Here is a 5,101-nt window from a genome sequence, read left to right as displayed (position 1 = left end):
GCTGCGGCGCGCTGGCGGCCACGCGTTGCAGGCCGGCGAAACGGCTGTCGACCGCACGCGGTTCAACGGCGGGCAGACCCAGGCTGTCCAGGCCAGCGATGAAGCTTTCGAACGTAGCGCCGGCATCCAGGGTGCCGAGCAACAGCTCTTCGGCCTGTTCGAACCAGCTGTCCGGGCCGCCCACCAGGGAGGCGGGGTTGGTGTCGTGATCGAGCAAGGCCACCACGGCCAACGGGAAATACCGCCCGACCCGGTCAATACTCGGCATCACCACGCCCGTCGCCGCATCCGGCCCGCACACGCCCGGCGCCAACACAAAACGCCACAGCGGGCTGACCAGGTACACGTTGAGCCACTCGGCACCCAGGCTGTGCTGGCTGGCGAGCAACCCGGCCGCCAGCCAGCTGTCCCATGGGCCGATAAAACTCTGGGGCAAGCTGCGGCTGACAAAGTCACCGCGGCTGGCCAGCTTGCCGTAGAAACCCAGCGTCGTCATAACCGCTCCGGCAGGCTGAAGCCGCTTAGCACGCGGCTCTTGAACGGGTTGAAGGCGCTGTTGGCGCGCAGCTCGTAGGCGATGCTCGCGCCGTCGACGCGCAGGCGCAGGTTGAAGCGGTCCGGTGAATTGCCGGCGGTGAGGTCCGATTGCTCCAGCAGGCGGAACCAGGCCCACGGGCCGTCCAGGGTCACACCGGAACGCCCGCTGGCCGACGGCGGCATGATCGAGATACGCACCACACCGATGCTGCCCGGGTTCGGCCATTGCATCGCCACCGGCCGGCTCGGGCCGTGGTCATAGCTCAGTTGTTGGCCGTCCAGGTCCAGCAGGAACTGGGTGATGGTCGGGTCCATCGACACCGGCTTGAGTTCGAAACGCACAATCGGCTGGGTGCCCCCCGACCTGAAGAACGCATCACGAATAGCCGCGGCACGCTGGAAGGTCTGCAGCACGCCCGGCGCGATCCCCAGCTTCTGCGCGGCGCCCGGCTGCCAGCGCCAGGTCTGCGCGGAGGTGTCCACATACGGTTGCAGGTATTTGCGGAAGTAGTTGTCCATCACCCCGCCCACGCCAAAGAACTGGCCGAAGTCATCCAGGGTGGCGTCGCGCGCACTGCCCGGCGACATCGGGTAACGCCCGGCCAACGACTGGCGATACACGTTGACCACCTCGCTGACCCACGCCGCGTTCAGTTGGTTACGCACCCCGCCCATCATGCTGTTGGTGGTGGAATTGACCACCGACTTGACCATGCCCTGTACCAGCGGCGGCTGGCGCTCGGCATTCAGGCTGACCCGCGTCGCCGCAGCCGCAGCCTGGTTCTTGGCCTCGCCGAGCAACGCATCGCCACTGGCGCCGACCATGGCGCTGACCTGCACATACAGCGCGTTCATGTCCGCGAGCAGGCCGTCGATGGCCGCCGGGTCGCCCTCGTTTTTGCTGACGATGCTATTGAGTTCGGCAAAGTGCGCGGTCACCGGATCATCCGCCGCCGCCGGCGCATTCGAGGTCGGTTGCTCCTGCCCAAGCAGGCTGCCGAGGCGCTCCTTGAGCTTGTCGACGCCACCTTCCACCGGCACGCCCTTGGCGGCCAATTGGCGTTCTTCGGCTTGCAGATCGGTTTCCTTGGCCACCGCCACCAGCAGCTTTTTCAGCGGCGAGGTCGGCCCGGAAATCACCCGCAGTACATCGGCCGCCTGGGCCACGCTGGTGATCGGCACAAAGTCGATATCCGCGAGCAAGGCATCCCACTGGCGCTGGTAGTCCTGGAAATACAGGCGGCGCACATCGGCGGCCAGGCTGACCACGTTCTGCTGGTCGGCCTGTTCACGGCCCAGTACCCATTGCTCCTCGGCAAGGGTGCCGGTCTGGTTCAGGCTGCTCAGCAGGAATGCCTGGCGATAGCCCTTGGCGGTGAAAAACCCACTCAACGGCTCGCCCAGCGGCTTGCCGCTTTTGCGGCTGAACACCAGCGCCGCGTCACGCCCGGCGGCTTCGTTGAGACGAAAGTCCGGCACGCCGTCGGGCAGTTTCTGGCGCTTGACCCGGTCGTAGACGCGCTGGGCCACCGGCAGTTGTTGCAGCTGGCGGCGCAGGTCGTCGATCAGTCGTGGGTCCAGGCGTGCGCTCGGCGGGTGGCGCTCGAACAGCGCCTGCAAGTGCCCGGTCAACGCCTGGCGCTGATCGGCCGGCAGGTCGCGCGGCAAGTTGCGGTCCCAGTCCAGGGCGATCCAGGCCTTGATGAAGTCCGGGTCGTAATGCTCGTTGTCGGCGAGCATCAGGTAGGCCTTGAGGCCCTCGTAGAGGAAATCGGAATTGCCGCCACCGTGCAGCTGCTCTTCGATGCGCGTGACCAGACGCGGCGCGAAAACCGCAATCAACAGCTTGCGATAGACACTCGCGGACTCGGCTTCGAGCATGTCGCCCTGATACAACCCCAGGCCCTCGGACCAGCTGGGCGAATCGCCCGCGAGGTGCTTCACCGCATTGAGCAATGGCAATACCGCGAGCACTTCACGCTGCGCCGGGCTCAGGTTCTGTACGGTCTGGCCCAGCGGCGCGACCTTCTGGTCGACCTGGGCGATATACGCCTGGTTGGCGCGATAACTCACCCACCACAGGCCGCTGACCACCACCACCAACGCCACGGTGGCCGCGAGTACACCGCGTGCGATCCACTTGCGACGGCGCTCGACTTTCGGGTTCACACCGACCAAGCCCCGCTCGGCAAACGCCACGGCGGTGAAGAGTTTTTCGATGAAGTAACTGCGCCCGGTGCCGCTCTGGCGCGCCAGGTGCTGGCGGTCCAGGTTCATGCTCTGGGCCATGGCGCCGATCAGGCGGTCAATCGGGCTGCCTTCCTGGGTGCCGCTGGTGAAGTACACGCCGCGCAGCAGTACGCGTTCTTCAAAGGCATTCGGTTTGAACACGCCTTCGAGGAAGCTCTGCAGGCAATCTTTCAACGCGCCGAACTGCTGCGGGAAGCCGTAGATCAGGTCGCGCCGCGCCGGGTCGCGTTCCTGTTGCAGGCGCTCCACCAGGCGTTCGTTGAGGCGCTGTTCCAGGCCGGCGAATTCGCTTTGCAGATGAGCCAGCGGGCTGTCGCTGTTCTTGCCGTCGTCCAGGGCGAAGGTCATGCCCCACACCTGGGCTCGCTCTTCCTTGCTCAGGTTGTCGAAAAACTCCATGAAACCCGGCACCAGGTCGAGCTTGGTCAGCATCAGGTAGATCGGGAAACGCACGCCCAGCTGGGTGTACAGCTCCTGGATCCGCAGGCGGATCGCAGCCGCGTGGGCCGCGCGCTCGGCATCCGTGCCGAGCAGCAAGTCGGAGAGGCTGATGGCGATAAACGCGCCGTCAATCGGACGCCGCGAACGCTGCTTTTTCAGCAGGTCGAGGAAGCCCAGCCAGGCGGCTTTGTCCACCGTCGAGTTACTGTCCTGAGTGGTGTAGCGGCCGGCGGTGTCGAGCAATACGGCCTGGTCGGTAAACCACCAATCGCAGTTGCGCGTACCGCCGACGCCGCGCACTGCACCCGCGCCCAGCTGCGCAGCCAGCGGGAAATGCAGCCCGGAGTTGACCAGCGCGGTGGTCTTGCCCGAACCCGGCGGACCGATGATCACGTACCACGGCAGCTCATACAGATTGCGACGCTCGTCACCGCCGAGCTTGGCTTTCTTGAGCAGCGCCAAAGCCTCGTCCATGCGCTGGCGCAGGGTGGTGAGTTCTTCGGCAGTCGCCACGCTGTTCGGGTCGGCCGGGGTTTCGGCGGCCAGGCTGCGCATCACTTCGGCGGCCTGGCGGCGCGCCTGGATAATGCGCAACACGCGGTACGCGATCCACAGCGCAAATACCAGAACGATCAGCGCCCAGCGCCGCCCTTCCGGCACCAATACATCGAGCAACGGCCCGACAAACCAGATGATCAGGCCCAGGGCGATCAGGCCCAGCACGGGAATCACCCAGCGAATCATGAAACTGAAAAACGCCTTCACTCGACGCCCTCCGCCAATACGGTGATTTCAACCCGACGATTACGGGCACGGCCTTCGGCGGTGGCGTTGGTGGCCACCGGCTCGGTGTCGCTGCGGCCTTCGGCACTGAAGCGATCCGCCTGGCCAGTCTTGGCCGCGAGGATTTCCAACACCGACTTGGCCCGCGCTTCGGACAGCGCCCAGTTGGACGGGAAGCGCAGCGTGGCAATCGGGCGGTTGTCGCTGTGCCCGGTCACGCGGACCTGACCCTTGACCTTGCGGATGGCGTCAGCGATGCGCAGCATCAGCGGCTCGAAGTCATCACGGATGCTGGAACTGGCCGATGCGAACAGTTCATCCCCCCTGATCGTCACCACGGAACGGTCGACTTTGTCTTCCACCGCCACGCGGCCGGCCTTGATGTCTTCCACCAGGAAACCGGCCAGGCGCGGACGCTCGATGACTTTGGGCTGCGCCACCGGACGGTCGATGGCCTGCACCGGAATCTCGCCCAGCGCATGGATATTCTTGAACACCGGCTCGGCGTCCGAGGCCAGCTTCATGCGCAAGCCGAACAACAACGCCAGCAGCAGCGCCAAGCCGATGGCCACGGCGATCCACGGCGGCATGAACTGCGCCAGGCGATCGCGCGCCACGCTCACGCCGCGCCAATGCGGCGACAGCTCGCGCTCGTGATCGCCACGGGCACTGCGAATCGCGGCGGCGGTGCGTTCACGCAAGGCTTCCAACTGGCTGCGACCGTCGTTCATCACGCGGTAACGGCCTTCAAAACCCAGGCACATGCACAGGTACAACAGCTCCAGCAGGTACAGGCGCTCGCGCGGGCTTTGCAGGCAGTGGTCGAGTAACTGGAAGACCTTTTCGCCGCCCCAGGCTTCGTTGTGCACGGTGATCAGCAGGCTCTGTTTGCCCCAGTCGCTGGTGCTGCCCCACGGCGTGCTCAACACCGCTTCATCAAGGGCAGTGCACAGCGCGTAACGCGCCAGCAGCACTTCGTTGCGCGCCACACCGGCGGCTTCGGCGCGCTCTTCGAACTGGCGCAGGTAGGCGAGCAATTGCGCACGCAGGCTGGCCGGCGCCGGGTGGGCGATGGTGTTGCGCAGGCGGG

General features: G+C 65.7%; 3 protein-coding genes. All 3 read right to left on the bottom strand.

Annotated features, from left to right (window positions below):
- A partial coding sequence (gene tagF / locus WBR57_RS16170) for a type VI secretion system-associated protein TagF (RefSeq protein WP_424084682.1) occupies positions 1 to 496 on the bottom strand: 496 nt, incomplete at its 3' end.
- The gene (gene tssM, locus WBR57_RS16165; protein WP_424084681.1) at positions 493 to 3,993 is read right to left on the bottom strand and encodes a type VI secretion system membrane subunit TssM; all 3,501 of its coding nucleotides are present in this window, start codon (positions 3,991 to 3,993) and stop codon (positions 493 to 495) included. The genes tssM and tagF, both read right to left, overlap by 4 nt.
- On the bottom strand, positions 3,990 to 5,101 hold a 1,112-nt coding region (locus WBR57_RS16160; protein ID WP_424084680.1), incomplete at its 5' end, for a DotU family type VI secretion system protein. The genes tssM and WBR57_RS16160, both read right to left, overlap by 4 nt.

Origin of the sequence: Pseudomonas sp. (genome assembly GCF_049590575.1) — a bacterium.
In the GTDB taxonomy this organism is placed as follows: Bacteria; Pseudomonadota; Gammaproteobacteria; order Pseudomonadales; family Pseudomonadaceae; genus Aquipseudomonas.
This window is presented reverse-complemented; position numbering and strand designations above follow the sequence as displayed.